This window comes from Arthrobacter glycogeni (assembly GCF_054510815.1).
This window is the reverse complement of record NZ_JBTNDV010000006.1, coordinates 30,373-56,795: the sequence shown is the minus strand read 5'-3', so window position 1 is coordinate 56,795 and position 26,423 is coordinate 30,373. Positions and strand designations below refer to the sequence as shown.

At 64.7% G+C, this 26,423-nt stretch carries 29 protein-coding genes; 4 read left to right on the top strand and 25 right to left on the bottom strand.

Annotation, left to right across the window (positions count from 1 at the left end; all coding sequences use genetic code 11):
• Window positions 1-22 precede the first annotated feature (22 nt).
• On the top strand, window positions 23-1,258 hold the full coding sequence (fabF, locus tag ACX80G_RS08150) for a beta-ketoacyl-ACP synthase II (protein ID WP_459307114.1): 1,236 nt from the start codon (window positions 23-25) through the stop codon (window positions 1,256-1,258).
• A gap of 129 nt (window positions 1,259-1,387) precedes the next feature.
• Here the strand turns inward: fabF and ACX80G_RS08145 are convergent, their stop codons facing one another.
• The 21 genes from ACX80G_RS08145 to ffh form a co-directional block, all read right to left on the bottom strand.
• Window positions 1,388-1,891: a DUF3145 domain-containing protein gene (locus ACX80G_RS08145; RefSeq protein ID WP_459307112.1), complete on the bottom strand. Its 504-nt coding sequence runs from the start codon at window positions 1,889-1,891 to the stop codon at window positions 1,388-1,390.
• A 170-nt stretch (window positions 1,892-2,061) separates the two neighbouring features.
• Complete coding sequence (locus ACX80G_RS08140; RefSeq protein ID WP_459307110.1) at window positions 2,062-2,982, bottom strand: tyrosine recombinase XerC; 921 nt, start codon at window positions 2,980-2,982, stop codon at window positions 2,062-2,064.
• 154 nt (window positions 2,983-3,136) lie between these two features.
• Window positions 3,137-3,811 (bottom strand): methylated-DNA--[protein]-cysteine S-methyltransferase, encoded by a 675-nt coding sequence (locus tag ACX80G_RS08135; protein WP_459307108.1) that lies wholly within the window; start codon window positions 3,809-3,811, stop codon window positions 3,137-3,139.
• Window positions 3,812-3,839: 28 nt separating this feature from the next.
• Window positions 3,840-5,057 carry a DNA-processing protein DprA gene (gene dprA, locus ACX80G_RS08130; RefSeq protein WP_459307106.1) on the bottom strand — a complete coding sequence of 406 codons (1,218 nt, stop codon included), beginning with the start codon at window positions 5,055-5,057 and terminating at the stop codon, window positions 3,840-3,842.
• A complete protein-coding gene (locus ACX80G_RS08125) occupies window positions 5,054-6,598 on the bottom strand; it encodes a YifB family Mg chelatase-like AAA ATPase (protein ID WP_459307104.1) in 1,545 nt (514 codons plus the stop codon). The genes dprA and ACX80G_RS08125 overlap by 4 nt, the downstream gene beginning before the upstream one ends.
• Window positions 6,598-6,954 carry a YraN family protein gene (locus ACX80G_RS08120; RefSeq protein WP_459307102.1) on the bottom strand — a complete coding sequence of 119 codons (357 nt, stop codon included), beginning with the start codon at window positions 6,952-6,954 and terminating at the stop codon, window positions 6,598-6,600. Before ACX80G_RS08120 ends, ACX80G_RS08125 begins: the two co-directional genes overlap by 1 nt.
• Window positions 6,955-7,139: 185 nt before the next feature.
• Window positions 7,140-7,625: an SRPBCC family protein gene (locus ACX80G_RS08115; RefSeq protein ID WP_459307100.1), complete on the bottom strand. Its 486-nt coding sequence runs from the start codon at window positions 7,623-7,625 to the stop codon at window positions 7,140-7,142.
• Complete coding sequence (locus ACX80G_RS08110; protein WP_459307098.1) at window positions 7,622-7,972, bottom strand: ArsR/SmtB family transcription factor; 351 nt, start codon at window positions 7,970-7,972, stop codon at window positions 7,622-7,624. Before ACX80G_RS08110 ends, ACX80G_RS08115 begins: the two co-directional genes overlap by 4 nt.
• A 52-nt stretch (window positions 7,973-8,024) precedes the next feature.
• Window positions 8,025-8,351: a DUF2469 domain-containing protein gene (locus ACX80G_RS08105; RefSeq protein WP_459307096.1), complete on the bottom strand. Its 327-nt coding sequence runs from the start codon at window positions 8,349-8,351 to the stop codon at window positions 8,025-8,027.
• 7 nt (window positions 8,352-8,358) lie between these two features.
• On the bottom strand, window positions 8,359-9,117 hold the full coding sequence (rnhB, locus tag ACX80G_RS08100; RefSeq protein WP_459307094.1) for a ribonuclease HII: 759 nt from the start codon (window positions 9,115-9,117) through the stop codon (window positions 8,359-8,361).
• Entirely contained in the window at window positions 9,114-9,944 is an 831-nt protein-coding gene (lepB, locus tag ACX80G_RS08095; protein WP_459307092.1) for a signal peptidase I, read from the bottom strand. The genes rnhB and lepB (ACX80G_RS08095) overlap by 4 nt, the downstream gene beginning before the upstream one ends.
• A 32-nt stretch (window positions 9,945-9,976) precedes the next feature.
• Entirely contained in the window at window positions 9,977-10,570 is a 594-nt protein-coding gene (gene lepB, locus ACX80G_RS08090) for a signal peptidase I (protein WP_459307090.1), read from the bottom strand.
• A 95-nt stretch (window positions 10,571-10,665) separates the two neighbouring features.
• Complete coding sequence (gene rplS / locus ACX80G_RS08085) at window positions 10,666-11,025, bottom strand: 50S ribosomal protein L19 (protein ID WP_459307088.1); 360 nt, start codon at window positions 11,023-11,025, stop codon at window positions 10,666-10,668.
• 201 nt (window positions 11,026-11,226) lie between these two features.
• The gene (gene trmD / locus ACX80G_RS08080; RefSeq protein ID WP_459307086.1) at window positions 11,227-12,036 is read right to left on the bottom strand and encodes a tRNA (guanosine(37)-N1)-methyltransferase TrmD; all 810 of its coding nucleotides are present in this window, start codon (window positions 12,034-12,036) and stop codon (window positions 11,227-11,229) included.
• Window positions 12,037-12,648, bottom strand: coding sequence for a ribosome maturation factor RimM (gene rimM / locus ACX80G_RS08075; RefSeq protein ID WP_459307084.1), 612 nt, complete (start codon window positions 12,646-12,648; stop codon window positions 12,037-12,039).
• Window positions 12,649-12,741: 93 nt separating this feature from the next.
• The gene (locus tag ACX80G_RS08070) at window positions 12,742-12,987 is read right to left on the bottom strand and encodes an RNA-binding protein (protein ID WP_019482920.1); all 246 of its coding nucleotides are present in this window, start codon (window positions 12,985-12,987) and stop codon (window positions 12,742-12,744) included.
• 1 nt (window position 12,988) lies between these two features.
• Complete coding sequence (gene rpsP / locus ACX80G_RS08065; RefSeq protein ID WP_459307269.1) at window positions 12,989-13,408, bottom strand: 30S ribosomal protein S16; 420 nt, start codon at window positions 13,406-13,408, stop codon at window positions 12,989-12,991.
• 174 nt (window positions 13,409-13,582) lie between these two features.
• Window positions 13,583-14,461, bottom strand: coding sequence for a VOC family protein (locus ACX80G_RS08060; RefSeq protein WP_459307082.1), 879 nt, complete (start codon window positions 14,459-14,461; stop codon window positions 13,583-13,585).
• 233 nt (window positions 14,462-14,694) lie between these two features.
• The gene (locus ACX80G_RS08055) at window positions 14,695-15,189 is read right to left on the bottom strand and encodes a GNAT family N-acetyltransferase (RefSeq protein ID WP_459307080.1); all 495 of its coding nucleotides are present in this window, start codon (window positions 15,187-15,189) and stop codon (window positions 14,695-14,697) included.
• A gap of 180 nt (window positions 15,190-15,369) precedes the next feature.
• Window positions 15,370-16,077 carry an alpha/beta fold hydrolase gene (locus ACX80G_RS08050; RefSeq protein ID WP_459307078.1) on the bottom strand — a complete coding sequence of 236 codons (708 nt, stop codon included), beginning with the start codon at window positions 16,075-16,077 and terminating at the stop codon, window positions 15,370-15,372.
• A 106-nt stretch (window positions 16,078-16,183) separates the two neighbouring features.
• Window positions 16,184-17,761 (bottom strand): signal recognition particle protein, encoded by a 1,578-nt coding sequence (gene ffh, locus ACX80G_RS08045; RefSeq protein ID WP_459307076.1) that lies wholly within the window; start codon window positions 17,759-17,761, stop codon window positions 16,184-16,186.
• A 26-nt stretch (window positions 17,762-17,787) separates the two neighbouring features.
• Here ffh and ACX80G_RS08040 point away from each other — a divergent pair, with 26 nt between their 5' ends.
• Window positions 17,788-19,299: a glucose-6-phosphate dehydrogenase gene (locus ACX80G_RS08040; protein WP_459307268.1), complete on the top strand. Its 1,512-nt coding sequence runs from the start codon at window positions 17,788-17,790 to the stop codon at window positions 19,297-19,299.
• A gap of 147 nt (window positions 19,300-19,446) precedes the next feature.
• On the opposite strand, the gene ACX80G_RS08035 is transcribed toward ACX80G_RS08040, so the two are convergent.
• Both ACX80G_RS08035 and ACX80G_RS08030 read right to left on the bottom strand, forming a co-directional pair.
• Entirely contained in the window at window positions 19,447-19,785 is a 339-nt protein-coding gene (locus ACX80G_RS08035; RefSeq protein ID WP_019482927.1) for a P-II family nitrogen regulator, read from the bottom strand.
• Window positions 19,782-21,080: an ammonium transporter gene (locus tag ACX80G_RS08030; protein ID WP_459307074.1), complete on the bottom strand. Its 1,299-nt coding sequence runs from the start codon at window positions 21,078-21,080 to the stop codon at window positions 19,782-19,784. The genes ACX80G_RS08035 and ACX80G_RS08030 overlap by 4 nt, the downstream gene beginning before the upstream one ends.
• 261 nt (window positions 21,081-21,341) lie before the next feature.
• Here ACX80G_RS08030 and ACX80G_RS08025 point away from each other — a divergent pair, with 261 nt between their 5' ends.
• Entirely contained in the window at window positions 21,342-23,096 is a 1,755-nt protein-coding gene (locus ACX80G_RS08025) for a hypothetical protein (RefSeq protein ID WP_459307072.1), read from the top strand.
• A 54-nt stretch (window positions 23,097-23,150) separates the two neighbouring features.
• On the opposite strand, the gene ftsY is transcribed toward ACX80G_RS08025, so the two are convergent.
• On the bottom strand, window positions 23,151-24,305 hold the full coding sequence (ftsY, locus tag ACX80G_RS08020) for a signal recognition particle-docking protein FtsY (RefSeq protein ID WP_459307267.1): 1,155 nt from the start codon (window positions 24,303-24,305) through the stop codon (window positions 23,151-23,153).
• Window positions 24,306-24,438: 133 nt separating this feature from the next.
• On the opposite strand from ftsY, the gene ACX80G_RS08015 reads away from it, so the two are divergent.
• Window positions 24,439-25,707 carry an MFS transporter gene (locus ACX80G_RS08015; RefSeq protein WP_459307070.1) on the top strand — a complete coding sequence of 423 codons (1,269 nt, stop codon included), beginning with the start codon at window positions 24,439-24,441 and terminating at the stop codon, window positions 25,705-25,707.
• Window positions 25,708-25,714: 7 nt separating this feature from the next.
• Here the strand turns inward: ACX80G_RS08015 and ACX80G_RS08010 are convergent, their stop codons facing one another.
• Window positions 25,715-26,389 carry a LuxR C-terminal-related transcriptional regulator gene (locus ACX80G_RS08010; protein WP_459307068.1) on the bottom strand — a complete coding sequence of 225 codons (675 nt, stop codon included), beginning with the start codon at window positions 26,387-26,389 and terminating at the stop codon, window positions 25,715-25,717.
• Window positions 26,390-26,423: the final 34 nt, after the last annotated feature.

The following is a 26,423-nucleotide window of genomic DNA, read 5'->3' as shown; positions in this document are numbered from 1 at the left end:
CCCACGTTTTAGAGAGTGAACCATGGCACGCAAAGTAGTCATCACCGGGCTCGGCGCGACGACGCCCATCGGCGGAGACGTTCCCACCATGTGGAAGAACGCCCTCAAAGGGGTCTCCGGTGCTCGAACCATCGAAGCCGACTGGGTCCAGGAGTACGAACTGCCCGTAACCTTCGCCGCACAGGTCACCACCCCCGCCCTCGAGGTCCTCTCACGAGTCGAAGCGAAGCGCATGGACCCCTCCACCCAGTTCGCGGTCATCGCAGCCCGTGAAGCGTGGCGGGATTCAGGGCTTGAACAGATTGATCATGACCGCTTTGCTGTCGCCTTTGCCACCGGCATCGGCGGCGTCTGGACGCTGCTGGATGCCTGGGACACGCTCCGCGCCAAAGGCCCCCGACGGGTGCTGCCCATGACGGTGCCCATGCTGATGCCCAACGGTCCCGCCGCGGCTGTCAGCCTCGACCTCGGCGCCCGCGCTGGAGCGCACACGCCCGTGTCGGCGTGTGCCTCAGGAACCGAAGCCCTGCATCAGGGACTCGAGCTGATCCGCTCCGGCAAAGCCGACGTCGTGATGTGCGGCGGCGCCGAAGCGGCCATCCACCCAATGCCCATTGCTGCATTCGCCTCCATGCATGCGCTGTCCCGCCGCAACGATGATCCCGAGCACGCGTCCCGGCCCTACGACACCGGGCGCGATGGGTTCGTCATGGGTGAGGGCGCTGGAGCACTCCTGATCGAGGCGGAAGAACACGCGCTGGCCCGCGGCGCCCGGATCTACGCCGAATTGGCTGGTACGTCGGTCACCGCTGATGCCTACCACATCACCGCCCCTGATCCCGGCGGACTGGGCGCAACCCGTGCCCTGAAGGCAGCCATGTTCGATGCCAGGGTGCAGCCGTCCGACATCGCCCACGTCAACGCTCACGCGACGTCCACCCCGGTGGGCGACAAGCCCGAGTACGTGGCGTTGAAGACAGCTCTCGGCTCGCATATCGACAATGTTGCGGTGTCGGCGACCAAGTCACAGACCGGCCATCTACTGGGCGCCTCGGGAGCAGTAGAGGCAGTCATGACGGTTCTTGCTGTGTACGACCGCAAGCTGCCAGTGACCATCAACCTGGAACATCAGGATCCCGAGATTCCGTTGGACATCGTTACCACCGAACGAACGCTGCCCGAGGGCGACCTGGTCGCCTTGAGCAACTCGTTTGGCTTCGGTGGACACAACGCAGTGATTGTGGTGCGCAGCGTCTAGCCAGTCGCTAGTGGAACCGTTGACGCAGAAGGCGCCGGCCCTCGGGGCTCGGCGCCTTCTGCTGTAGGAATGGTGACAGGCTGTCAGGCGTGGTCGAGCTGTCAGGCGTGGTCAGCCCGCTCGTGGGTGTCAGCCCACCTGGTGGAGCCACCTGACCGGCGCGCCCTCGGCGGCATGGCGGAACGGTTCAAGCTCATCGTCCCACGACTCGCCAAGGGCCAGCGACAGCTCATGGTAAACAGCAGCGGGATCCCCCGCGCCGGTTTCGTAGGCATAGCGGATGCGGTCCTCAGTGACCATGATGTTGCCATGCACGTCAGTGGTGGCGTGGAAGATGCCCAACTCGGGGGTGTGCGACCATCGGCCACCATCGGCGCCGGCGCTCTGCTCTTCGGTGACCTCGTAGCGCAGGTGCGCCCAGCCCCGCAGTGCTGAGGCCAGCTGGGCTCCGGATCCCTGGGATCCGACCCATGACAGTTCGGCCCTGGACATACCCGGTGAGGCGGGTTGAGGGGACCACTCAAGATCGGTTCGCTGTTCAATCACCGAACCGATCGCCCACTCGATATGAGGGCATAACGCAGAAGGGGCTGAGTGAATATACAACACTCCGCGCGCCGTGATACCAGACATTCCATCCTCCATAGCTGTAGGTACGTCTTCCCCAACGACCTGCAACGGGAACGAAATCTTCTGGATGTGTCTGCCGACACGGCAGACTACGATTTATTCTGCCTTACATCGCCACATTGCGCCACTGTGACTATGGAGCTGCTACGTGCACTCATTTCCGAGACCATTCGCTAGGCCCGCGGATGGGCCTGCTCATAGCTCTTTCGGAGCCGGTCGACCGATACGTGGGTGTAGATCTGGGTGGTGGCAAGGCTGGAGTGCCCGAGAATCTCCTGCACGGCCCTCAAGTCGGCGCCCCCGTCCAGAAGATGGGTGGCGGTACTGTGTCGGAGCGCGTGCGGACCGGTTGCCGAGGTGCCCTCAATGCCGGCGAAGAGTTTCTCGACCGTTGACCGGACCTGTCGCTGATCCAGCCGTCCGCCGCGTTGGCCGAGGAACAAGGCGTAACCGCTTCCGGGTGCGGCCAGCTCAGGGCGGCCACGGCGAAGCCAGTCATCCAGTGCATGGGCGGCGGGCACCCCATACGGAACGGTGCGTTCCTTATTGCCTTTGCCGACCACGCGGAGGGTGCGGCGGTCCATATCGAGGTGGTCAACGTCGAGACCGACCAACTCCCCCACCCTGATACCCGTGCCATAGAGCACCTCGACGAGTGCGGCGTCCCTGATCGCCACCGGGTCACCCTCGGCTGCAGCAGTGCGCAGTGTTCCAAACACCCCATCGAGCTGCTTTCCGGAAAGGACTCCCGGCAGCGTCTTTTCCCGTTTGGGGGCGCGGAGGCGCAGCGCCGGATTCGCGTCGATGAGTTCCTCGCGCACCGCCCAGGCCAGGAAACTCCGGACGGTGGCTGCGCGCCGAGCGATAGTCGACCGTGCCTGGCCCTGCGCATCCATCGATCCCAGCCAGCATCGGAGATCAGCCAGGGTCAGCTCATCCAGGCTGGTCACCCCCGCAGTGTGAGCGAAGCGGAGCAGCCCGCCAAGGTCGGTGAGGTAGGCGCGGATCGTGTGGACCGAGCGGTTGCGTTCAGCGCTCAGGTAGCTCTGGTACCGCTCCACGATGGGTTCGAACGATTCGGGCAGTTGCTGCATCCTCCTACTGTGAGCCCTGGGAGGTGCATCCTCAAGGAGGCGCTCCGCGCCGCGGTTCACGGGCTGGTCAGGTGCGATTCAAAGGGCGGTCTAGGGCTGCTACGGTCTGCCACGGCTGTTCACGGGCTGCCACGGGCTGCGGATGGAATCGCTGTCAGGCCGCCGGTCGGGCAGCATCACCCGCCTCAAGGTCGAGCAGGAACCTTTTGACGTCCGGGCCGGCAGAGTACCCGGTGATTCCGCCGGTGGACCTCACCACCCGGTGTCCCGGGATGATGATAGCCAACGGGTTGACCCGGATAGCGGCACCGATGGCCCTCCCCATCGACGGATTGCCCAATTGGGCGGCCAATTCCTTGTAACTGCGCGTTTCGCCGTAGGCAATGCCCAACACGGCGCCCCAGACCTGCTGCTGAAAATCGGTTCCGCTGGCGTGGACGGGAAGGCTAAAGGCTCGTCTTGTGCCTGCAAAGTAGGCCGAAAACTGATCCGTGGCACGCTCATAGGTGGCGGCGTCTGCCTTCAGGGCTGCAGCGGTGATGCCGCTGTCTGCTGGGTTTTTACCTTCGGGCTTCCTTACTCCTACCTCCTTGCCATGCGACTCCCTACCGCCCGGACCCTCGGCTTTGGGTCCCGACGGTGTGGCCGGTGGGCCCACCGGTGTACCCGCAGCGCTTTGGGCGACCGCGAGCGTGGCGAACGGGACTCCGACGGCCGATGGCACCGGCTGCGGTTCATGGACTTCGTGATAGACAGCCGTCAGTGCACCTCGTTCCACGACCAGTAATAGCCTGCCGATTGGAGAGGCGATAAATCGATGAGTCTTCATGGGATGGTTCCTTTCTTATCGTTGCTTCTCAGGTGTGATGGCGGTGGATGTTTCCGCGACGCCATCCGCCGTCGTCGGTTCGTTCCGCGAGGGCGCTGAGATCCAACCGGCTCAGCCCCGCCAGGACATCACGGATACTCAGGCCAGCGACCGAGGCGAGCTTGTCGACAGTGGTGGACGCCCGCACGGGGAGGGCGTCGAGGAGGAGTAGGTCTTCGACACTAAGTCCGTCGTGAACCGCCACCTCCTGGTCGGGTTCGGGGACGATCATCGCGCCGATCGGCCCAGCGAGTTCGGCGATCTCCGCAGCGTCGGTGACGCAGATGGCGCTTCCGTCGCGCAGCAGCCGATGGCATCCGGCCGAGTTCGCCGAATGCACAGATCCCGGCACTGCCCCGACCGCTCGTCCTAGGCCTGCCGCGTGGTGCGCGGTGTTCAGTGCCCCAGACCGCCACCGTGCCTCAACAACCACTGTCACCGCGCACAGGGCGGCGATGAGACGGTTGCGTTGCAGGAACCGCCACCGTGTTGGAGAGGAGCCGGGCGGTACTTCCGCGACCAGTAGGCCGCGTCGCGCTGTTTCGCGGAGCAGTTGCTCGTTGCCCGCGGGATAGTAACGGTCGACGCCGCACGCAGTTACCCCGATGGTCGGCACCGGGCGGTCCTCTCCCGCCGCGGCAAGTGCAGAGCGGTGCGCCTGGGCGTCGATCCCGTAGGCCCCACCCGACACCACGGTGTAGCCACGCATGACCAGGCCAGCCGCGATGTCCCCCGTGACGGCTGCCCCATAGGCGGTGCTGTCCCGTGAGCCAACTACTGCCACCATCCGGTCAAGTTCGGGCAATCCCGCTGAAAGGTCACCCCGGGCCCAAAGGCAGGAGGGGGCTGAAAGCTGCAGGTCGTCAAGTGCTCCGGGCCACAGGGCGCTTTCGGGGGTAATCAGGATTCCGCCGAGCCGTTCAAGCGTTGCGAGATCCCGGTCGGGCGCAAGGTCGGCGACTCGTGGTTTCCACCGTTCCAACGCCTGCTGGAGTGTCTGAGCGCGGCTACTGATCCCGTGCGATTCCAGCAGTTCTGCTATTTCGCGGGCTATCAGTGCTCCGACCACTACTTGACCGGTGGCGATCCTCAAGGCGTCGACCGGTCCAGCGGCGACGGTCAGGGCGAGACCTACCGTGTCAGATGGTTCAAAAAGCCGGGAGAGCGCGGCCCGGGCGATGACCGTTGGATCGGTCGAGATGGTCATGAGGCACTCTCCTGCAAGCGAAAATTCAAGGCAACCTCAACGTCGTAGGTGGTGGGTGATGTGCGTCCGCCCAGATCGGCGAGGGTCCAGGCCACCCTGAGCACCCGATCGTGCCCGCGCATCGTCAGGGTCTGCTTATCCATAGCCCGGTCCACTGGTGCTGTGACGGTTCTCGGTAGCTTGAGCTCGTCGTTCAGCACCGCGGAGGACATCTCGGCATTGGTGGTGGCGTCCCATGCGGCCAGCCGTTCCCGTTGGGCAGCACGCGCTGCGGCGACCCTGCCCGCGATGACATGTGACGCTTCGGCCGTTGCGCCGTCGGCGTAGTCGGCAAGGGAGACCCGGGAGACGGTGAGCTGGAGGTCCACCCGGTCGAGAAGCGGTTGGGAAAGGCGGTTGAAGTATCGGCGGCGGCGTTCTGCGGAGCACACGCAGTCAATCCCTTTACCGGTGGCCAGGCCGCAGGGACAGGGATTGAGCGCCATCACGAGCTGAAACCGGGCGGGATAGGACGCGGTGCCCGCCGAGCGGTGCAGCACCAGTTCTCCACTCTCCAACGGTTCGCGGAGCGCCTCAAGGACACCGCGCTGGTATTCGGGGGCCTCGTCGAGAAAGAGCACGCCGCGGTGCGCCCGCGATGCCGCGCCGGGGCGTGGAATGCCGCTACCGCCGCCAATGATTGAGGCGGTCGACGACGTGTGATGGGGGCTTTCAAAGGGCGGTCGTCGCTGCAAGCCGCGACAGGAGAGGATTCGCCCGAGCGAGTGGATGGCTGTCACCTCGATTGCCTCCTCGTCGCTGAGGTCGGGGAGAATGCCGGGCATGCGTTCGACCAGCATTGTCTTACCGGCGCCGGGTGGGCCCACCATCATCATGTGGTGGGCACCGGCCGCAGCGATTTCGACGGCGAAGCGGGCAGTGGATTGGCCGGCAATGTCGGCCATGTCCTTCAGCGGGGCCCGTGAAGGTGGCGACACAGGCGCAGGTGCCGGCACCGAGCTCAGCCTGGAATCGGGGAGAGTCACTCGTGCTGGATCGGCGCCGAAGGCGAGGAATACCTCGGCCAGGCTGGCGAACCCTTTCACCTCGGCCTGCGGAACCAGCCCTGCTTCCCCGTGGTTTCCGGTGGCCACGACAAACCGCGTGTAGCCGGCCTTGACACCAGCCATGACGGCGGGGAGCACTCCGCTGACCGGCCGCAGCCGACCGTCGAGGCCCACTTCGGCAATGAACACCGTATCGGCGCAGCCGCGAACATCACCGGTGGCGGCCAGCGCTGCCATCACGATGGCCAGGTCAAAACCTGAGCCTCGCTTGTGAAGTGAGGCGGGAATCAGGTTGACGGTGATCTTCCGGCGGCTGAGGGGAAGACCAGCGTTACGGGCGGCTGCCCGAATCCGTTCGCGGGCCTCATTCAGCGACGCGTCGGGGAGTCCCAGGATCACGAAGGCAGGGAGGGTTTGCCCGATGTCGGCCTCCACCTCGACGATGTAGCCGTTCAGCCCGACGAGCGACACTGCATAGGTGCGTCCCAGTGGCATCAGCTCACCGCCCTCAGGTACTCGATCTGCGGATGACCGGTGCCGTCGTCAACCACTGCCACAGCATCCACCCGCACCTCCAGGAAGCGCAGGTCATGGGCAAGGGCCCATTGAGCCGCCAGCAGATAGAGGCGCTGCAGCTTGGCTGCGTTGATGCCCTCCAGCGGATGGCCAAAATCCAACGAGGAGCGGGTCTTCACCTCAATGACAACCAGGGTGGAGCCGTCAATGGCCACCAGATCAATCTCGCCGTGCGGGCACCGCCAATTATGATCCACCAGATCCAAACCCACACCTTCGAGATACGCGGCAGCCAGCGCCTCTCCCCTACGGCCCAACCTGTCTTTCGCCAACATCACAACACCTCCGGTTCCAGCTTGATCTGGCTGGCACCGGTGGTGTCACGAAATGTCGGCTATGTGGGAAAACCCACCGGCACCCGTCCTGTGCAGGACGGGTGCCGGTGAAGGAGGGTAAGCAACGGCCGGTTTGGAAGTCGGCGGGTTTGGCGGACCAGGCGGGTTGGACCGGGCTAGACCGGCTAGCGCTCCAGGACCGATTCGATCTGACCCATCGCCTCTTTGATGCCTTCTTCCATTCCCATGGCGATCATTTTCTCCAGCTGGTCGAGACTCTCAAAACTCGACACGGTCGTCATTCGAGTCCCGCCGTCGATGGCCTCGAAGGTGACTGAACCATGGGTAGTTCCTAGCTCATCCACCGGGGCTCCGTTGTCATCGGCGAATCCGTCGTCGAACTCAAGATGAGTCGGCTCAGTGATGGTGGTGAACGTCCACCAGCCGCGGCTCTTCTCCCCATTGGGACCGGTCATGAAGTAGCCGGCCTTCCCACCCGGGACGAAGTCGTGGCTTTCGAAGGTTGCGGGCCAAGTGGGTGGACCCCACCAGCGCTCGAGTTGCCGCGGGTCCGCCCACACCTGCCATAACCGCTCGGCGCTTGCCTCGAATTCGGCAATGACTGTGAGGGTCAATGCCTCGGGGTCTTTGTGTGAACTGATAACTGTCATGATGGTGATTTCCCTTGTTCCTCAGCCAGGATGGCGGAAATCCGGTCGACGCGTTGCCGCCAGATCGCCTCGTACTCCTCAAGCAGCCGCCGTGCCCGTCTCAACCCATCAAGATGGACCCGCACAATCTGCTCCCGTCCGCGCTTCTCCTTCGTCACAAGAGACGCGCGCTCCAGGACCGCCACATGCTTTTGCACCGCGGCGAAACTCATGGCGTAGTGGGCGGCCAAACCGGATACTGAATGATCACTGACCAGTGCTCGGGCGACAATGTCGCGCCGGGTGGCATCGGCGAGTGCCTGAAACAGGCGGTCCACTTCGACCTCGGATAGCTCATCTATAACCATGCGGTTGTACGTTAGCGGGCGCCGGGCAAGGCGTCAAGAGGTAGGTGGGAGATCAGTTCCCGAGCGAGCCGTCTTTGGGGAGCGCAATGTCGTCCGACTTGGTCAGTTCTTCGACGTTGACGTCCTTGAAGGTGATCACCCTGACATTTTTCACGAACCGCGCCGTGCGGTAGACATCCCATACCCACGCGTCCTGGAGCGTCAGATCGAAGTAGATCTCGCCGTCGGCCGATCGCGCCTGCAGGTCGACGTGGTTGGCCAGATAAAATCGACGTTCGGTTTCCACCACGTAGCTGAACAGGCCGACCACGTCGCGGTACTCGCGGTAGAGCTGCAGCTCCATGTCGGTTTCGTAGTTCTCAAGATCCTCAGCGCTCATGTCCCCATCATCTCCCACTTTCCATCCGCGGCATGCTGATTCGGCCCCTGGTCCCCAACCGCCAGGTGGTGCGGTGCAGGCCGGTGGGACCCAGCCCGTCGATCGCTGCGCGGTGACCAACGGTGGCATACCCTTTGTTGATGTCCCAGCCATACTGCGGATGGTCGGCGGCGTAGGCCACCATCATGGCGTCCCGCTCCACCTTGGCCAGCACGCTCGCCGCAGCGACGCTGAGGCACTTCAGATCGGCCTTGATCCGGGTGTGGACGGGAACGTCGCAGCCGGTCACCACCTCCGCCACAGCGGTGCGAAAGGCGCCGAGGGTGGTGGCTTCAGTCTCGAACGTCTCGGCGTCGAACAGTGCCGCCTGCTCACGCGGTGAAAGCCAATCGTGGTTCCCGTCGAGGATCACCGCATCGGGCCGCACGGTAGCAGCCACCTGCTCCCACGCCCGGTTGCCTGCCAACTGCAGCGCACGCATCAGCCCGACGGTGTCTATCTCGGCGGCGCTGGCATGCCCCACCCCGTGGGCGAGGGCCCATTTTTTGATCCGCGGTACCAGTTGGACCCGGTCCGCTGGCGACAGCAGCTTGCTGTCCCGTACCCCCCTCAGCCCCTTGACGGCGCCCAGATCGATCACGACAAGCCCTACCGAGACCGGTCCGGCGAGGGCTCCCCTGCCAACCTCGTCGCATCCAGCCAGGTACCGGTGGCCAGCATCGAGGAAGGACCGCTCAAAGCGGAGAGTCGGAGCGGCTGACCTCATCGCGATGAGGGGGCCGTCTCGCCTGCCGCGACCGCGGGTTCGGGCACGCTATCGAAAACGCCGGGGTAGTTGCCGAGGAAACCGGCCCGATCCAGCGGCCAGGCGATCACCGCCGCTTTACCTTCAATGTCCTCCACGTCGATGAACCCGGAGTTTGGTTTATCCATGTTGGCGCGGGAGTCTGCTGACGCGTTGCGGTGATCGCCCATCACCCAGATTTTCCCTTCGGGGACTGTCACGTCGAATTCGGTGTCGGAGGGGCTCGCGCCAGGAAAGAGATACGGCTCCTCAAGAGGTTCGCCGTTGACGGTGATCCGCCCGTCGTCGTCGCAGCAGACCACCCGGTCGCCGGCCATGCCGATCACCCGCTTCACCAGGTGCTGCTGGGTGTCATCCGGGGCCAGCCCCACAAAGATCAGCCCGTCCTTGACCCAGTTGGAGCCGGGACCGGTGCCGGGCGGCGGCGTGGGCAGCCACCCTTCGCTGTCCTGGAAGACGACGACGTCGCCGCGCTGCAGGTCAAACGGTGCGGGTACGAGCTGGTTGACGAAGATGCGGTCGTCAACCTCGAGGGTGTTTTCCATCGAGCCCGAAGGGATGAAGAAGGCCCTGAAGAGGAATGTCTTGATGAGGAAGGACAGCAGGATCGCTATGCCCACGATAATGAGGATTTCCTTGAGCCAGCCGCCTAAGCCGCGGGCGCCGTCGTCGTCGGTCTTCTTCCTTTTCGAGGAGCCACGACGGTGGCTCCGCGCCGACGAGGCGCGGGTAGCATCCGGACGGGCGTCAGCGTCGTCGTTGGGCTTGCCGGGGATGCTCGTTGCCATCTGCAGGTCACTACCTCAAAGTTGGTGGTCGGTCAATCGGTGAAACGTTCAATGGGGCCATACCGTGAGGGCGGCCAGATGGTGTGCACTGCCCGGCCAAGGACCCGGTCAGTCGAGACCAGTCCCCCACCCGGTGCCCCCAGCAGCGACCGTGAATCGAACGACGCTGAGCGGTGGTCGCCCATTACCCACAATTTACCCTGTGGGACCGTAACCTCGAACTGTTGGTCGCTAGGGGCATCTGAGGGGAAAACGTAGGGCTCCGCGAGCTGGTTCCCATTGACCTCGATCTGCGCACCCGGGCTGCTGCAGCAGGACACCGTGTCTCCGCCGACGCCGAGTACCCGTTTGACGTAGACGGTGTCGCTGCCCGACACGCCGAGCCAGTGCCCCAGCGTGCCAAGGATTTCGGCGGGTCCACCCCCACTGATCGGGTCAAAAGAGCCCCGGCCGTCGAAGACAATGACGTCGCCGCGCTGCGGTTCCCCGTCGACCCGGGAGACCAGCACCCGGTCACCTTCCTCGAGGAGCGGCTGCATGGACGCGGAGGGGATGTAGTAAATGTCGGCGACGGTGGCCCTGAGGACAGAGGCCACCACCACGGCAATAAGGAGTGCGGACAGCACAAAACGCCAGCCCCGAAGGGGCCGGCGTTCTGGTTGAGCTCGCGCACCATGCCCGGGACGATCCGATCCAGGCATGGTGCGGTTCACAAAGGGTGTTACTTGGCGGTCTTGGGTTCGCGCTTTTCCTTGATCTTGGCGGCCTTGCCGCGGAGGTCGCGCATGTAGTACAGCTTCGCGCGCCGGACGTCGCCGCGGGAAACGACCTCAATCTTGTCAAGGACTGGGGAGTGAACCGGGAAGGTACGCTCCACGCCTACACCGAAACTGATCTTACGGACGGTGAAGGTTTCGCGGAGGCCATCGCCCTGACGGCCAACAACAAAGCCCTGGAAGATCTGGACACGGGTGTTCTTGCCTTCAATGATGTTGACGTGCACCTTGAGGTTGTCACCGGCGCGGAATGCAGGAATGTCGGTGCGCAGTGATGCTGCATCGACGGAGTCAAGAATATGCATGGTTGTTGCTCCTGGTGAACGCCACAGGTCATTCACGTTGGTCACAGCGGGCAGGGCCTAGGCAATGTCCGCCGGAAAATTAGGAGACCGGCAGACTCATAGGTGGGCCGCCGGCGTGTCAGCCTGTTGGTAGTTCTCCCCCTGTGGCAGGGAACAACCCAGTCGACACAAACGCCAATTATGCCATATCGACGAGCTCGGTCAGTCATCGCCTGGCGAGGCACCGTCGGACCGCCGCTTCAGCCCGCCGTCGACGACGACGTACCCCAAGTCCGCCAACGCTGCCAGGTCCGCGGTGCTCAGCGTTTCAGTCGACAGCCCTTCCAGCAGGTCCGGCCGGCGCTGGGCTGTGCGACGGAACTGCTCGTCACGCCTGAACTGGGCGATTCGTGCGTGGTTGCCGCTGAGCAGGACCTCGGGGATCCCCCGGCCACGCCAGTCGGACGGCTTCGTATAGACCGGATACTCCAGCAGCCCGTCGGCATGGGACTCTTCGACGAGTGACTCCGGGTTGCCCACCACTCCGGGCAGCAACCTGCCGACGGCTTCGACCATCGCGAGCACGGCCACCTCTCCGCCGTTGAGGACGTAGTCGCCGAGGCTCACCGGCCGGACCTCGAACTGCTCGCTGGCCCAGTCGAGCACCCGCTCGTCGATCCCCTCGTACCTCCCGCAGGCGAAGGCCAGCTGCGGCTCCTCAGCAAGTTCATTGGCCATGCGCTGAGTGAACACCTCCCCCGCAGGAGAGGGAACAATCAGCACCGGGCGACACTCCGCCGGCGACTCGTCAATCACTGACTGCAGAGCCAACGCCCACGGTTCAGGCTTCATCACCATGCCCGCACCGCCGCCGTAGGGCGTATCATCTACGGTGCGGTGGCGGTCGGTGGTGAACCTGCGCAGGTCATGGACCCGCAGATCGAGCAACCCGTCCTGACGCGCCTTGCCGATCAGCGACAGGTCAAGGGCGGCCAGATACTCGGGGAAAATACTGATGACGTCGATGCGCACTTAGCGTCCGCTGCCCTCGGTACCGGCCGGGGCGTCGTTTGCGGGGGCGTCGTCGTCGAGCTCGCTGACTTCCCCATCATCGGGACCCGCCTGGTTGGAGCCCGGCAGGTTCAGTTCGAACAGGCCCGCCGGTGGGGTAAGCAGCACGTAGCCGCCCGCCACATTGACCTCGGGAACAATTTCGTTGACGAAGGGCACCAGCGTCTCGTGTCCGGCGGAGGTTTCGACGATCAGCAGATCCTGCACCTCGAGGGTGCGAAGACCGCTGACCTTGCCAACGACGTCGTCCCCGACCCGCGCTTCAAGGCCGACCAGCTCGTGTTCGTACCAGGCGTCGTCGTCGTCGTCCTCAGCCTCATGGGTATCGATGAAAAGTTTGGCTCCGCGGAGGGTTTCGGCGGCATTGCGATCGGCGTACCCGTCGAAGCCGAGGATCAGGATGTCCTTGTTCCAGCGGGCGCCACTGACCGTCAGCGGGCCAAGGGTGGCCGGTTCAGCGCGGAAGATGGCACCCGCCTCGAACCTGTCCTCCGGCGCGTCGGTGAATAGCTGCACGGTGACCTCGCCGCGAATACCGTGGGGCTTGCCAATCCTGGCAACCTGTACTTCCATCTGACACTCCTGGGTTGGGTGGGCACAAATTTGGCCCCGCCACCATTATCCGGTGCGGGGCCAAACTTAGTAATCTAGTGTGCTGAAGCGCTGTTAGCCTCGGCGGCGGTCCGTATCGACGACGTCCACGCGCACCGGTTCGCCATCGGCGAGGGCTGACACAACGGTGCGCAAGGCGCGGGCTGTGCGGCCCTGGCGACCGATAACGCGGCCCAGATCGTCCTGATGAACCCGCACCTCGAGGGTTTCCCCACGGCGGTTGTTCTTCAGGGAAACCTTGACATCATCAGGACTGTCGACGATTCCCCGGACGAGATGTTCCAGCGCTTCTGCCAGCAATTTACTTGGCCTCGGCGGTTTCCGTCTCGGCGTCGACTGGTGCCTCGGCGTCGGACTTCTTGGCCTTGGGGGTGATGGCTTCAGGAACGATTACCGAACCCTTTTCTGGGGCGACGAAGGCTTCCTTGGGAGCCTTGGTCCGCAAGGTTCCCTCCTGGCCTTCGAGTCCCTTGAACTTCTGCCAGTCACCGGTGATCTTGAGCAACACGGCGACCTGCTCGGTTGGCTGTGCGCCAACGCCGAGCCAGTACTGCGCGCGGTCCGACTTGATCTCGATGAACGAGGGCTCCTCGGTGGGGTTGTACTTACCGATCTCCTCGAGGGCACGGCCATCACGCTTGGCGCGTGCATCCATGACGACGACACGGTAGAAAGGTGCGCGGATTTTACCCATGCGCTTCAGGCGAATCTTTACGGCCACTGTTGTGGTCACTCCTTGATGATCTAAAGGGGCGAACCCTACTCAGTGCTCCCGTGGGGCGGGCCACCTCTGAGGGTTCAAAAGGACAAGATGCGCGCGCAGAGAGAGGGGCTGCCCGGATCGAGTACAGCTCTATTGTGCCAGATAGCTGACGCCAGCACGAATCACGCCACACTAATTTATGGCTACCCGGATTTTGTTGTTCCACGGATCATTGAAGCGTAGTTCGCTGCCGGTGTGGTGGTTTTCAATGCCGGCGACTTTCAGCCTGTCAGCCAGTGCACCCACGTGGTCCTGGGCTGGGACACGGATGAGCACTTCACCCAGCCCGAGTGTGTCTTTCCGTGGTCCGGCGCCGAGGCTGTTCCACACATTCATCGCCATGTGGTGATGGTATCCCCCAGCAGACACAAACAACGCCTGCCCATGCCAGCCGGCGGTGCGTTCGAAGCCGAGTGTGTCGACGTAGAAGTCTTCGGCGGTCGCCACATCTCCCACCTGCAGGTGAACATGCCCGACGACGGCGGCCGCCACTTTCTGGGCTGTCACCGCTTCCTGGGTCAGGTGGTCCCGCAGGTAGTCCTCGACCGGAAGTCGGAGGCTGTCCATGACGACTGACTTTCCACTGCCGTCGGTGTTCCACTGCCAGGTGTCGCGGGGCTTGTCGAAGTACAGCTCAATCCCGTTGCCTTCGGGGTCGGTGAAGTAAAAGGCCTCGCTGACCAGGTGGTCCGCGCTGCCCACGTAGAGTCTGGCATCGTACTGGGCGGTGGCGGCGACCGTAGCGGCCAGAGCCGACCGGTCATCGAAGAGGAGTGCGGTGTGGAAAAGTCCAGCCTCGCCCCGGGCCGGAAGCTGGAGGCCATTAGCCGGTGTGAGGTGAATCAGCGGCGTGCTTCCGCGGCCGAGGTTCACCCCCTCGCCAGTTTCGTCGATGACTTCGAGTCCAAGGGCTCGTTGGTAGTAGTCGGACATCGCTGGCAGGTCGCCCACCTTGAGGAGCACGGTGCCCATGGACAGCTCGTCGGGCAATAGATCCTGGGGATTCGTCATGAGGTTCTCCTTTTTACGTGACGCGCTACAAGGCACAACTACTTGAAACTTCAAGTTATTCCCGGACGTGGTGCGTTCCTGGTCCGGCGCCGATCTCCAGCGGCTGGCTGGTGGGCGAGATTGCCCAGGTTGTGGCGCGTGTTCGGCGTGTAGGCCGCCCGACACGCCGTCGATGGGCCGTTTTCGGGCGGAGAAGGTGAGCAGACCGGCACGGATGTGGCGCCTTCGGGCGGCTACAGCGCGATGCGCATGATCACGCGCTGGCCGATCTGGTCGAGGCCGATGGTTTTTTCATGGCGTCGGACCTCCAGCAGTGCCGGGGACGGGTGCCGGGCCATCTCAAATCCGCAGCTCTCATAGAACGGGGCGTTGAACGGTACAGCGGAGAAAGTAGTGAGGGTCAGTGCGGTGTATCCCTGCGCGCGGGCCCAGTCCTTCGAAGCTTCGACCAGGGCCCGGCCGATCCCCCTGCCCGCGTGGCGCGGAAGGACAGCCAGTTGCTCAAGGTGCGCGCCGCCGTCGAGCTCCTCCAGACGGGCGAACCCGACACACGGGCGCCCGACAACCAGCAGCTTCAGCGAGAGTGCCAGCTCGGCCCGCGAGGCTCCGGCCGGTAGCGACACCGGCAGAGGTGCGCCGCCGATGAAGGTCAACAACGAATCAGCTGTCGCCTCGATGACCGGCAGAAAGGCGATATCCAGCGGTTCGGCGTCGCGGATGCTGATCATCCGATCAAGTGTAGGGCGAGACCAGGCCGGTCAGGGCGCCGAGCGGCCTGCGCTGCGGGGATCAACCTGGACAGGCGGGTCAGTCTGGACCTCGTGGACCGAAATACCGCTCACCGGGGTCCAGGCTGACGTCCCGTGTCCAGGATGCTCACCGTTGCCGGATTGTGGCACGGAAGGTCTTCATGAGTGAGCGGGATTTGCGTGCACAGCGATGAACTCCCGGATCAGGGTGTCCCCCTCGGTTGCGTCCTGCGGTCGATGGCCGCCCGGGGCAACCACGTGGTGGGCGCCGGTGACCGCGAGATAGTCGGCGATCTCCTCGTAGAGCGGTTCCCAGCCGCCGGTCACGATCAACGTCGGGACCCCGGGAACGATGTCCAGCGGCGCCTCCCACGGCGGCAACTGCATCTTCAACCGTCGGGCGGCGCGGCGGGCCTCGGATGTGGCAGGATGCCTTGCCTCGGTGGAGAACACGAGCCGGACAAACTCCTGCAGGAACGCTTCATCCGACAGAGAATCCCGGCGTTGATATAGCGGCTCGACCAGCGCCCGGTGCGCAGCGGTGGCAGGCAAGTCGGCGGTCAACGAAAGGCAGGCGGGCTCGATGAGTACCAACGACCGGACCAGATCGGGCCTGTCGACGGCGGCCATCATCGCCGAAATGGCGCCATGCGAATGGGCCACCAGATGCCCGCCGTCGCCGAGGGCATCGACAACAATCCGCTGGTCCTCGGCGAAGTCAGGGGGCAGCGGGTCAACCCCGGCCTCGAACCCATGACGGCGCAGGAAGAGGCAGTCGTACCTACCCGCCAGGGCGTGCTGGGTTGGCCAGGCGGCGGCGCCAAAGGCACCGCCGCCGTGGACAAACACGAGTCGTTCCTGGGTCATGGCGCCGCTCTTAGGTCTCCGGGATGGATCGAGTCACCACACATGACGGGACTCGCGCCCGAAATCGATCATTTCTGGTGACTCGATCCGAGGGTGTTGCGGGGGGCTACTTGCCGAGGAACTTGTCGAAGCCCTTCGGGAGGTTCAGCGACGACGGGTCGAAGTCGTTCTGCGCGCCGAAGGCCGCCCCGGACGGAACGGACGGTCGGTTGCGCCGCGCCTCGGCGTCGACCCGCTCCTGGGCCGCCTTGGCCGGGTTGCCCGACTTCGCCTTTTTCTTCCCCTTGGCTACAGCCTTGCCTTTGCGTGCTCCACCGTTGAACCCGCCGGGACCTGCCACGCCGGGCATCCCCGGGATTCCCCCGCCGGAGGCCATCTTCTTCATCATCTTCTGCGCCTGGCCGAAACGCTCCAGCAGGCCGTTGACCTCCGAAACATGCACACCCGAACCGCGCGCGATCCTGGCGCGGCGCGAACCGTTGATGATCTTCGGCGCCACCCGCTCATGCTTGGTCATGGACCGCACGATCGCCTCGACGCGATCGATCTCGCGCTCGTCGAAATTCTCCAGCTGTTCCCGCATCCCGGCGGCGCCCGGCATCATCATCAGCATTTTCTTCATGGAGCCCATGTTGCGGATCTGTTGCATCTGCGCCAGGAAGTCGTCGAGCGTGAAGTCCTCCTGGTCGGAGAACTTCTGCGCCATCCGCGCGGCTTCGTCCTTGTCCCACGACTTCTCCGCCTGCTCGATCAGCGTGAGAATGTCGCCCATGTCCAGGATGCGTGAAGCCATCCGGTCGGGGTGGAACAGCTCGAAGTCGTTCAGGCCCTCACCGGTAGAGGCGAACATGACCGGCTTGCCGGTGACCGACGCCACCGAGAGCGCCGCACCACCGCGGGCGTCGCCGTCGAGCTTGGTCAGGACCACACCCGTGAAATTGACGCCCTCGTTGAAGGCCTGCGCCGTGTTGACGGCGTCCTGCCCGATCATTGCGTCAATGACGAAGAGCACTTCGTCGGGGTTGACTGCATCGCGGATGTCGGACGCCTGCTGCATCAGCTCGGCGTCGATACCCAGGCGGCCCGCGGTATCGACGATGACGACGTCGTACAGCTTGGTCCGTGCTTCGGCGACACCGGCGCGGGCGACGGCTACCGGGTCCCCAGTGGCGGTTTCGAATTCGGAGCTGACACCGGGATGCGGCGCGAAGACCGGCACGCCCGCGCGTTCGCCGTTGACCTGCAACTGCTTGACGGCGTTGGGTCGCTGCAGGTCACACGCCACCAGGAGCGGACTGTGGCCTTGGCCCTTTAGCCACTTCGCCAGCTTGCCGGCAAGGGTGGTCTTACCCGCACCCTGGAGGCCGGCCAACATGATGACGGTCGGGGGGTTCTTGGCAAGCCTGATGCGACGGGTCTCCCCGCCGAGGATGCCGACGAGCTCCTCGTTGACGATCTTCACGACCTGCTGGCCCGGATTCAGCGCCTGCGAGACCTCCAGCCCCAGCGCGCGTTCCTTGACCTTGGCGGTGAATTCGCGGACCACCGTGACCGCGACGTCGGCATCCAGCAGTGCGCGGCGAATCTCGCGAACAGTGGCGTCGACGTCGGCTTCGGAGAGCCGACCCTTCCCACGGAGGTTCTTGAAAGTTTCTGTCAACCGGTCAGAGAGTGAATTGAACACGCGCCGTGAACTGCTTTCTTCGATGGATGGTGGATCTGCTATCAAGGGTACCAACTGGGGCAGCTGGCGGGTTGCGGGACATCGCGGTAGCGAGGTGGCAGGGTGGTGGTGTGGAAACGCATACAAACTCAGTCCAGGACCAGACGCCGTTCTCCCCCGATCAGGAGGTCGCGACGCTGCTCATCCTCGGCGCGTCAGGCGATCTGACCGGCAGGCTGTTGCTGCCCGGCCTGGCCCGGCTGGTGCGGCACGGCCGAGCCGGTGGGCTCCATCTGGTGGGTGCCGGCTCCGACGACTGGAGCGCGGAGCGGTGGGCGACGCGGCTCTCGGATTCCTTCGCTGCCGCCTCCGAGGATGCCGACGACGACGGCCGGATGGCGCTGGGCGGGATCAGAGCCACCAGCGTGTACCGGCGGATTGACGTCACAGCGCCCGGTGAACTGGCCCGGCTGATCGCAACCCTGCGGGGGCCCGTCGCCGTGTACTTCGCGCTGCCACCGGCGATCAGCGAGCAGGCGTGCGAGCTGCTCTCCCCCACTGATCTTCACGCTGGCACCCGGCTCGTGATGGAGAAGCCGTTCGGCACCGATCAGGCGGCGGCGTTCCGGCTCAATGAAACGCTGACCCGGCTGGTTCCCGAGGATCACATCCACCGGGTGGATCACTTCCTGGGCAAAGCCACGGTGCTGAACATTCTCGGCCTCAGGTTCGCGAACCGCCTGCTGGAACCGGTCTGGAATAACCTGCACATCGATCGGGTGGAGGTTGTCTACGACGAGGATCTGGCGTTGGAGGATCGTGCCCGCTACTACGACGGCGCTGGCGCCCTCCGCGACATGATCCAGAGTCATCTGCTGCACGCCATGGCCATCATGGCGATGGAATCCCCGGTGAGCCTGCACGAACGCGACCTCAGGGACGGCATCGGCGCCGTGTTGCGTGCCAGTGAGGTTGACCCCGATTTCACCCGGAGCACCCGGCGCGCCCGGTATGTGGCCGGGACCATTGCTGGGCGGGACATTCCGGATTACGCGGCCGAGGCCGGAGTCGACCCCTCCCGCGGGACAGAAACACTCGCCGAGATCACCGTGTCCATCAATAATGCGCGGTGGGCTGGCGTGCCGTTCATCCTTCGGTCCGGGAAGGCGCTCGGCGTCAAACGCAAGGAGGCGCTCATCACGTTCAAACCGGTGAGTCATCTACCCGCCGGGTTCACCGGTCAGGACACGCCCACCCGGCTGCGGATTAGTTTCGGACCCGAGACGCTGCAGCTCGAAGTTGATGTCAACGGACCCGGGGACATCTTCTCCCTGGACCGGGCGGTCCTTGAGGCCAGACTCAACGCGTCGGAACTGCTGCCCTACGGCGAAGTCCTCGAAGGGGTGCTGACCGGCGACCCCACCCTGTCCGTTCGGGGCGACACCGCCGAGGACTGCTGGCGGATCGTGGATCCGGTACTTGACGCGTGGGCTGCCGATGAGGTGCCGCTGGATGAGTATCCGGCCGGGTCGTCGGGTCCCGCAGCCTGGGAGAGGTAGTTGGAACGGCAGCGCCCCTGCTGACCGCCGCCAAGCGCCGTCGTCGTCGTCATTAACCGCCGAAGCCACCCCTCGCTTCGGGAAACCCGCCGGTAGGCGGTGATCCCGAAGGTGAAAGGTGGCTTTTGTCCGGTGTCGTGGGACGGACTAGAGTGCGGCGTCGCCGCGTTCCCCGGTGCGAACGCGGACGGCGTCCTCCACCGGGATCACCCAGACCTTCCCGTCACCGGCCCGACCGGTGTTGGCGGTCGAGACCAGGACATCAACAATGTCGGTGACCCAGGCATCGGCGACGAGTACCTCGACGCGAATCTTCTGGAGCAGGTCGACTGTGTATTCAGCGCCGCGGTACACCTCGGTGTGGCCGCGCTGCCTTCCGTAGCCGCTTGCCCCGCTGACCGTGAGACCCTGCACGCCGTAGGTTTCCAGGGCTCCGCGGACGCCGTCGAGCTTATCCGGGCGGACGATTGCCGTGACCAGCTTCATGAGTTCACCTTTTCCGAGACCTGCTCCGTGGCTGCGACATTGTGTGTGGGATGGAACTGTCCACCGACACCGAGCCCACCGAATTCGTAGGCTGTCTCGGCGTGCTCCGAGAGGTCGACGCCGGATACCTCGTCGTCAGCGGTGATGCGGAATCCGATGGTCTTGTGGATGCCGAGGCCGATGATTGCCGTCATGACCGCGGAGAGGGTCACGGCTACGAGGACCGAGATGACCTGGGCCAGCAACTGGCTGCCACCACCACCGTAGAAGAGCCCCCCACCTTCGCCGTCTACCGGCATGGCGATGAAGCCGAGTGCGAGGGTGCCGATGGTCCCGGCCACCAGGTGAACGGCGACGACGTCGAGGGAGTCGTCGAAGCCGAGCTTATATTTCAGGCCGACGGCGAGAGCGCACATCGCGCCAGCTACCAGGCCGAGGCCGATGGCACCGATGGGGCTGACGTTGGCGCAGGCGGGGGTGATGGCGACGAGACCGGCGACGATCCCCGAGGCTGCGCCCAGGGACGTTGGTCGCCCATCACGGAACCGTTCGAGCACCAGCCAGCCGACCATTGCTGCTGCCGGAGCGGCCATGGTGTTGACCCAGATGAGGCCGGCTTCCTCGGCGGAACCCGCGGCGCCACCGTTGAAGCCGAACCAGCCGAACCACAGCAGGGCTGCGCCGAGCATGACCAGTGGCACGTTGTGGGGGCGCTGCGCGGGATCCTTGCCGAAGCCCTGCCGCTTGCCGAGGATGAGCGCCAGGACCAGTGCCGCAACGCCGGCGCTGATGTGGACAACAGTTCCGCCGGCGAAGTCGATGGCTTCACCCACCGCACCGCCGACGGCACCGTCGGCGCTGAGTAGGCCGCCACCCCAGACCATGAAGGCCAGCGGGCAGTAGACGGCGGTGACCCAGATGGGAACGAACAGCGACCAGGCGCCAAATTTGGCCCGGTCGGCGATGGCGCCGCTAATGAGGGCAACAGTGATGATGGCGAAGGTAACTCCGTAGCCGGCCCCGATCATGTCCTCGGTGCCGATCAGGCCTTCGAGACCGAAGGAGGCGAAGGGATTACCGAAAAGCTGGGCGACGCCGTCGCCCCCTGTCATCGAGTAGCCCCACAGGACCCAGACGATGCCGACCAATCCGACGGCGATGAAACTCATCATCATCATGTTGAGTGCGGCCTTGGCGCGCGTCATGCCGCCGTAAAAAAATGCCAGCCCGGGTGTCATCAAAAGCACCATGGCGGCCGAAATCATTACCCAGACGTGACCTGCTGTCAGATCCATCGTCACATCCTCTCGCGAGTGGCGGGTAGATCCCGCACTAGCAAGTCTGCCCGCGCCGTGTTTCCGTGCCGTGAACCAATTGATTGCCGGGACGTTACAGAACTCGCGCCCCGGTAAAGACTGCATGACAGCTATGTTTCGGGCAGATGAACTGGCCCCACACTGCTGCGGGCCACCGGCTGGGGGTGACCACTGGGGGTAGAAAACGAAGGAGGCTGCGGGCTGGTTAGACTGGCTGGGAGCTGACAACGATGGAGACTAATGTCCGATTACCCCAATAGCCCCACGCCTGATCCTTTACCGGAGGAGACCGGGCAAGGATCAGCCCGGCGTGCCCGTCCGAGCCCCAAAGTGATGGTTGCTGCCGGGTTGGCCACCATTGGTGTCCTGGTCGGCGCGGGAGTTGGAATCTCCGCCCTGGTCCAGGAGGACGAGCCAGGGGCGACGACGTCGTCAGCCTCGCCGTCGTCGTCCTCGATGCCGAGCTCTGCTGCCGTCGAAACCTCGCCAGCTCCCCCATCGGAGCCGCTGCCTGAATCAACCAAGCCCCTTCCGCCGGCACCTACCGTGTTCTATGAGCAGGCCGGCCCCCCGGCAGGGTCGCCGCTTGAAGCCGTCGAACCAATGACCATCACGGTGTCTGACGAACCGACCGGCACCGAGCTGCCGTCCAACCTCATCGGACTGTCGCTTGAAGCGACCGATCTCGCAGATCCTCGGATGTCCGGCGACAACCCGGAGATAGTGGCCAGTCTGACCGGGCTGGGGCGGCCGATGCTTCGCTTCGGCGGCAACGCGGTGGACCGCCGGTTTTTCTGGACCTCCTCCAACGAGGCAATCCCCGGAAACCTTGAGGGCGATAAGGCGCGGCCCGTACGCGCAGTCGGCCCAGCAGACCTGGAGCGGGTCAACACCTTGCTGGAAGCCGCTGACGCCACGATCAGCCTGACAGTGGATATGGGTAACTACGATCCCGAGCGTGCGGCTGACATGACCATGCACGCGTCCAACATCTTCGGTGACCGACTGGTCGGAATCACCATCGGTAACGAACCCAATGGGTATCCCACTAACGGTCTACGGCCCTCCGACTGGGGCATCCCGGACTACCTGAACGAGCTGCAAGCCTACGCGGACGCAATGTACGAGGTTGCGCCAGAGGTGAAGATTGTGGGTCCGGGCACGTATGCGGAGGCCTGGTGGGAGCCGTTCACCCAGGCCGACCTGCAGCAGGAAAAGATCCTTTCGTTCCACCACTACCCGCTGTCGCAGTGCGACGGATCAAATGATCCCCTGGGCGAGCCCATCATGGAGAACCTGATGGCCGCGCCGATCCACGACCGCGCCGAGGACTACCGCCGCGCCGCCCTCGCCCCGGCCAGTGCAGCCGGACTGGAAACCTGGATTCCCGAAACCGGGATCTCGGCCTGCCCCGGATCAAACGAGACCACCAAGACCCACGCGTCAGCGCTGTGGAGCGTCGACTACGCACTGAGCGCCGCCCAGATCGGCATCCCCCGGCTGAGCTTCCACAGCTCACTGCTGACCTGCGAGGGCGGTCCTCCGATGTCATCCATTTGCTCGGGAGGGGCCTACCTTCAGCCTGATGCAACCTTCAACGAACGGGCCAACTACTACGGCCTGTCAATGGTTGCCGAACTCCCACCCGGAGCGTTCCTGAAGAACACCGCCGAGGGTGGTGGGCTGGCCTACAGCTACGTGGTCCAGCACGAGGATGGCAGCATCAGTGTGGTCCTGGTCAACGAGAACGACCCCGAGGTTGCTGCGCAGGCTGACGTCACAGTGCAACTACCCGCAGGTGCGCGCACCAGCTCCATGACCCAGCTCGCTGGTCCTTCCTACACCGCAGAGGACTCAACAGTGATCGACGGCGAGTTCGCCGCACCCATCCCGGCCGCCGATCGCCCGGCCATCCCCGGGTTCGTCCCGGGAGCGGAATCGGTGCAGCTGCCGGTGACGGCGGGCACCGTGTCGGTGTTCACGTTCACCTTCTAGCCCCACACGAAAGCGGCGCCCACGGAATCGTGGAGCGCCGCTTTCCTTGACCCGCTAGTTGAGCAGCGCGTCCACGAAGGTTTCGGCCTCGAACAGGGCCAGGTCGTCCGCGCCTTCACCGAGCCCCACGAGCTTCACCGGGACCCCGAGGCTGCGCTGGATCGCGACGACGATGCCGCCCTTGGCGGTGCCGTCGAGCTTGGTGAGGACGATGCCCGTCACGTTCACAACCTCGGCGAACACCCGTGCCTGGTTGAGGCCGTTCTGCCCGGTGGTGGCATCGAGCACCAGCAGCACCTCATCGACGGTGGCGAGCTTCTCGATCACCCGCTTCACCTTACCGAGTTCGTCCATCAGGTTCACCTTGTTCTGGAGCCGGCCGGCGGTGTCAATCATGACCACATCCACTTCGCCGTCGATGCCTGCCTTCACTGCCTCGAACGCGACCGACGCCGGGTCGGCGCCGTCGACGTCGGACCGGACCGTCGGCACGCCGACCCGCTGCCCCCAGGTCGCGAGCTGCTCCGCAGCCGCGGCTCGGAAGGTGTCGGCGGCGCCCAGCAGGACATCCTTGTCATCGGCAACGAGGACACGCGCCAGCTTCCCAACGGTCGTGGTCTTGCCTACGCCGTTCACGCCGACCACCAGCACCACCGCGGGGCGGTCGGCGTGCCGGTCGGTCGCGAGGGAACGGTCCATCGTGGGATCGACCAGCTTGACCAGTTCCTGGCGCAACATGTCCTTGACCTCGGCGGGGCTGCGGCTGCCGGCAACCTTCACCCGGGCCCGGAGCGCGTCCACCAGTTCCATTGTCGGTTCGGTGCCCAGGTCGGCGAGCAGCAGGGTCTCTTCGATTTCGTCCCAGACGTCTTCGTCGATGTTGTCGCGGGACAGCAGGGCGAGCAGACCCTTGCCCAGCGCATTATTCGACCGGATCAGCCGGGCCCGCAGGCGGGCCAGGCGGCCCTGCACCTCGTCGGGCGTCTCCACGGGCACGGTTTCGGTGCCGATGGTGGTCTCGTCGAGATCGCGCAGGTCATCGGGAACAGTTACATCCGGGGCAGCGACGTCGGGTGCGTGGACCATGCCCGAGGGCCGCTCCAGCGTATCGGTGGAGTAGGCGGACCTTCCACCGGTGACGGGATCGTCGTCGTCACGGGTGGTGGTGTAGGTACCCGGAGGTGTTCTGCGTCCCTTCAGCAGGAGCATGGCGAGTGAGCCGATCACCGCGAGGGAAATGGCTACGTAAATTACTATCTGGAGCGTCGTTTCGTTCACAGACCTAGCTTCTCATACGCCTCCGGCACGGCCCGGAGGAAACTGGTGAAAGACTGAACGCATCATGTTCAGCCTCAGACGCTCCCCCGCCACCGGCACGCCCGCCGTCGAACCCGCCGAACGCATCACCATCCCGCGGGAGATCCGGGTCCTGATCGCCGCTGCGTTCGTTATCGCCATCGGCTTCGGACTGGTGGCACCGGTGCTCCCGCAGTTCGCCCAAAGCTTCGACCTCCCACCGATCGTGGCCCGCCTTGACCTGGGGGTGACCGCCTCGGCCATCATCGTCAGCGCGTTCGCCTTCACCCGGCTGGTCTTTGCCCCGGCGGGCGGCAAGCTCGTCGAACGCCTCGGTGAACGGCCGGTCTATGTGTCGGGACTGTTGATCGTCGCGCTGTCGACTGCAGCGTGTGCGTTCGCCGCGGACTACTGGCAGCTGCTGATCTTCCGCGGACTGGGCGGTATCGGGTCCACTATGTTCACTGTGTCGGCGATGGGCCTGATCGTTCGGCTGGCGCCACCGGGCCTGCGCGGCAGGGTATCGGGCTCCTACGCTTCAGCTTTTCTGCTGGGCAGTATTTTCGGGCCCCTGATCGGCGGGTTGCTGGCTGTCTTCGGACTGCGGGTTCCGTTCCTCGTCTATGCGGGAGCCCTGATCATCGCCGCAGCAGTGGTCTTCTTCCAGCTGCGGGATTCGGCGCTCCGGGACAAGGCAGCCAACGCGGCGCCGCTCCCATCCCTGTCCGTGCGCGAGGCGCTCGGCGACTCCGCCTACCGGGCGGCGCTGGCATCGGGGTTCTCCAACGGGTGGTCCTCGTTCGGCGTGAGGATGGCGCTCGTCCCCCTGTTCGCCGCGGCCGTGCTGGGCGAAGGCCCTGAGGTGGCTGGCATCGCTCTGACCTTCTTCGCGGTAGGCACCGCGGTGGCCCTGACCTTTTCCGGCAGGCTGGCAGACCGGTTGGGCCGCAAACCCCTGGTGCTCACGGGGCTGGCCATCAACGGGGCGGCGATGGCGGGTCTCGGCTTCACCACCGACCTGGTGATGTTCCTCGCGGTCTCTGTTGTCGCCGGTCTGGGTGCTGGCCTGCTGAATCCCGCCCAGCAGGCGGCCGTCGCCGATGTGATTGGCAACCAACGCAGCGGCGGAAAGGTGCTGGCAGCGTTCCAGATGAGCGCCGATACCGGCGCCATCATTGGGCCCATCATCGCAGGACTGCTCGTTGACGCCCTGTCCTTCGGATGGGCATTCGCCCTGACCGGCGTCGTCGCGTTTGCGGCGTTTCTGGTTTGGCTGGGCGCGCGCGAAACGCTTCCAGGAAAGGCTGGCCCCTAAGCGCCAGTTAGCCGGTAGTCACGCCGGCGCGAACCGCTGCAACAGCGATCTGCACACGGTTGTCCACGCCCAGCAGCTGCATAACCTGTGCCAGCCGCGCCTTGATCGTCGCCTCGCTGAGATTCATCTTCCGCGAGATCTGCAGGTTGGTCTGCCCGTCAGCCAAAGCGCCAACAATGAGCAAGTCCCGTCCGCTCATCGACTCGAAGCGGCTCACCACCTGCGCATCCATGCCGGCCACCGGGCGTGGCGCGTGCCGACAGGCTGGGAAGACGGCGTTCACCACCCCGCCCCGGTGCACGATGCGCAGGGCGGCGGCAATATCCTCGACAGTGAAATCCCGCACAATGTAACTCGATGCCCCAGCGGCGAAGGCCGCACCCATGGCGCTGCCCGAATCGCCGGTTCGGTTGGCCGAGAGGATAGCCACCTTCGGCGCCCCGGCAAGCCTGGAGATTGCCGAGGTAGTCTCAGCCAACCCCCGGTCGGAAATCAGCGCGTCCACCAAAACCACGTCGGGATGTTCAGTCCGGACCTGGGCGACCGCCTGTGTGCCGTGCGTGCTCAATCCCGTGACTTCAATGAATCCCGACCGGTTCAGCAATTGAGCGAGCGCGAGACCGGTTAGATAATCGTTGCCCGCCAGATGAACCGTGAGCGATTGGGAACGAAGGTCTTCCATTGTCACTAGATGTCTCCCCCAAACGGCTACCAAG

Coding starts and splice junctions, on each gene's coding strand:
- fabF (WP_459307114.1), top strand. CDS start 23: ATGGCACGCAAAGTAGTCATCACCGGGCTCGGCGCGACGACGCCCATC.
- ACX80G_RS08145 (WP_459307112.1), bottom strand. CDS start 1,891: ATGTCTGGTATCACGGCGCGCGGAGTGTTGTATATTCACTCAGCCCCT.
- ACX80G_RS08140 (WP_459307110.1), bottom strand. CDS start 2,982: ATGCAGCAACTGCCCGAATCGTTCGAACCCATCGTGGAGCGGTACCAG.
- ACX80G_RS08135 (WP_459307108.1), bottom strand. CDS start 3,811: ATGAAGACTCATCGATTTATCGCCTCTCCAATCGGCAGGCTATTACTG.
- dprA (WP_459307106.1), bottom strand. CDS start 5,057: ATGACCATCTCGACCGATCCAACGGTCATCGCCCGGGCCGCGCTCTCC.
- ACX80G_RS08125 (WP_459307104.1), bottom strand. CDS start 6,598: ATGCCACTGGGACGCACCTATGCAGTGTCGCTCGTCGGGCTGAACGGC.
- ACX80G_RS08120 (WP_459307102.1), bottom strand. CDS start 6,954: ATGTTGGCGAAAGACAGGTTGGGCCGTAGGGGAGAGGCGCTGGCTGCC.
- ACX80G_RS08115 (WP_459307100.1), bottom strand. CDS start 7,625: ATGACAGTTATCAGTTCACACAAAGACCCCGAGGCATTGACCCTCACA.
- ACX80G_RS08110 (WP_459307098.1), bottom strand. CDS start 7,972: ATGGTTATAGATGAGCTATCCGAGGTCGAAGTGGACCGCCTGTTTCAG.
- ACX80G_RS08105 (WP_459307096.1), bottom strand. CDS start 8,351: ATGAGCGCTGAGGATCTTGAGAACTACGAAACCGACATGGAGCTGCAG.
- rnhB (WP_459307094.1), bottom strand. CDS start 9,117: ATGAGGTCAGCCGCTCCGACTCTCCGCTTTGAGCGGTCCTTCCTCGAT.
- lepB (WP_459307092.1), bottom strand. CDS start 9,944: ATGGCAACGAGCATCCCCGGCAAGCCCAACGACGACGCTGACGCCCGT.
- rplS (WP_459307088.1), bottom strand. CDS start 11,025: ATGCATATTCTTGACTCCGTCGATGCAGCATCACTGCGCACCGACATT.
- rimM (WP_459307084.1), bottom strand. CDS start 12,648: ATGGAAGTACAGGTTGCCAGGATTGGCAAGCCCCACGGTATTCGCGGC.
- ACX80G_RS08060 (WP_459307082.1), bottom strand. CDS start 14,461: ATGACGAATCCCCAGGATCTATTGCCCGACGAGCTGTCCATGGGCACC.
- ACX80G_RS08055 (WP_459307080.1), bottom strand. CDS start 15,189: ATGATCAGCATCCGCGACGCCGAACCGCTGGATATCGCCTTTCTGCCG.
- ACX80G_RS08050 (WP_459307078.1), bottom strand. CDS start 16,077: ATGACCCAGGAACGACTCGTGTTTGTCCACGGCGGCGGTGCCTTTGGC.
- ACX80G_RS08040 (WP_459307268.1), top strand. CDS start 17,788: ATGGTGGATCTGCTATCAAGGGTACCAACTGGGGCAGCTGGCGGGTTG.
- ACX80G_RS08035 (WP_019482927.1), bottom strand. CDS start 19,785: ATGAAGCTGGTCACGGCAATCGTCCGCCCGGATAAGCTCGACGGCGTC.
- ACX80G_RS08030 (WP_459307074.1), bottom strand. CDS start 21,080: ATGGATCTGACAGCAGGTCACGTCTGGGTAATGATTTCGGCCGCCATG.
- ACX80G_RS08025 (WP_459307072.1), top strand. CDS start 21,342: ATGTCCGATTACCCCAATAGCCCCACGCCTGATCCTTTACCGGAGGAG.
- ftsY (WP_459307267.1), bottom strand. CDS start 24,305: ATGCTCCTGCTGAAGGGACGCAGAACACCTCCGGGTACCTACACCACC.
- ACX80G_RS08015 (WP_459307070.1), top strand. CDS start 24,439: ATGTTCAGCCTCAGACGCTCCCCCGCCACCGGCACGCCCGCCGTCGAA.
- ACX80G_RS08010 (WP_459307068.1), bottom strand. CDS start 26,389: ATGGAAGACCTTCGTTCCCAATCGCTCACGGTTCATCTGGCGGGCAAC.